A 1,533-nucleotide genomic window follows, 5' to 3' on the forward strand; every position below is an offset into this window, starting at 1 on the left:
CGGCACGCCGAGAAAATGCTCCAGCGCCGTGATCTGGCGCGAGACGGCGCTTTGCGTCAGCGCCAGCTCTTGCGCGGCGCGCGTGTAGCTCTCGTGCCGGGCGGCGGCTTCAAAACAGGCCAGGGCCTGGGTGGACGGCAGGGTGCGGCGCATGGTGCAGGTCTGGGGCTGTGTCGTAGCGCGCCATTGTGGCGCAGCTCACGCAATGGAGTGCATTTTTCTCATACCTGAGTTCTGCATTTTCGCTTGCAGCGCAATATCCATGCGCGCTACCATCGCTCACCCGATTGCGCTTCATGCGCTTTTTGCACAACATCTTGCAACACTTCAGGAGACCGCCATGGCCCGCACGACTTTTCAATGGGACGACCCCTTCCTGCTCGACCAGCAACTGAGCGAAGACGAGCGCATGGTGCGCGACGCCGCCGCCGCCTACTGCCAGGACAGGCTGGCACCGCGCGTGCTCGAAGCCTTCCGCCACGAGAAGATGGACACCAGCATCTTCCGCGAGATGGGCGAAGTCGGCCTGCTCGGCCCGACCATCCCCGAGCAGTACGGCGGCCCTGGCCTCTCCTACGTGGCCTACGGCCTGATCGCGCGCGAAGTCGAGCGCGTGGACTCGGGCTACCGCTCCATGGCCAGCGTGCAAAGCTCGCTGGTGATGGTGCCGATCAACGAGTTCGGCACCGAAGCGCAGAAGCAGAAATACCTGCCCAAGCTGGCGACCGGCGAGTGGATCGGCTGCTTCGGCCTGACCGAGCCCGACCACGGCTCCGACCCCGGCAGCATGGTCAGCCGCGCCAAGAAGGTCGCCGGCGGCTATGAGCTCTCGGGCGCCAAGATGTGGATCACNGGCGACCGGCGAGTGGATCGGCTGCTTCGGCCTGACCGAGCCCGACCACGGCTCCGACCCCGGCAGCATGGTCAGCCGCGCCAAGAAGGTCGCCGGCGGCTATGAGCTCTCGGGCGCCAAGATGTGGATCACCAACAGCCCGGTGGCCGACGTGTTCGTGGTCTGGGCCAAGGAAGTGAGCGAGGGCGGCAGCGTCGGCCCGATCCGCGGCTTCATCCTGGACAAGGGCATGAAGGGGCTCTCCGCCCCGGCCATCCACGGCAAGGTCGGCCTGCGCGCCTCGATCACTGGCGAGATCGTCATGGACAAGGTGTTCGTGCCCAACGAGAACGCCTTCCCCGAGGTGCAGGGCCTCAAGGGCCCGTTCACCTGCCTCAACAGCGCGCGCTTCGGCATCGCCTGGGGCGCCATGGGTGCGGCCGAGTTCTGCTGGCACACCTCGCGCCAGTACACGCTGGACCGCAAGCAGTTCGGCCGCCCGCTGGCCGCCAACCAACTCATTCAAAAGAAGCTGGCCGACATGCAGACCGAGATCACGCTGGGCCTGCAGGCCGCGCTGCGCGTCGGGCGCATGAAGGACGAGCACCAGAACGTGGTCGAGATCACGTCCCTCATCAAGCGCAACAACTGTGGCAAGGCGCTCGACATCGCCCGCATGGCGCGCGACATGATGGGCGGCA

Annotated in this window: 2 protein-coding genes and 1 pseudogene; 2 read left to right on the forward strand and 1 reads right to left on the reverse strand. The window is 66.2% G+C overall.

The window, feature by feature from the left end; translation table 11 throughout:
• A partial coding sequence (locus tag QZH66_RS15910) for a LysR family transcriptional regulator (RefSeq protein ID WP_305806866.1) occupies nt 1–153 on the reverse strand: 153 nt, incomplete at its 3' end.
• A gap of 187 nt (nt 154–340) precedes the next feature.
• On the opposite strand from QZH66_RS15910, the gene QZH66_RS15915 reads away from it, so the two are divergent.
• Nucleotides 341–958: an acyl-CoA dehydrogenase family protein gene (locus tag QZH66_RS15915; protein ID WP_305806865.1), complete on the forward strand. Its 618-nt coding sequence runs from the start codon at nt 341–343 to the stop codon at nt 956–958.
• Nucleotides 855–1,533, forward strand: a pseudogene (locus QZH66_RS15920) (acyl-CoA dehydrogenase family protein); the annotation flags it as partial. The gene QZH66_RS15915 and the pseudogene QZH66_RS15920, both read left to right, overlap by 104 nt.

The organism is Stenotrophomonas sp. YIM B06876 (assembly GCF_030711595.1).
GTDB lineage: Bacteria > Pseudomonadota > Gammaproteobacteria > Xanthomonadales > Xanthomonadaceae > Stenotrophomonas.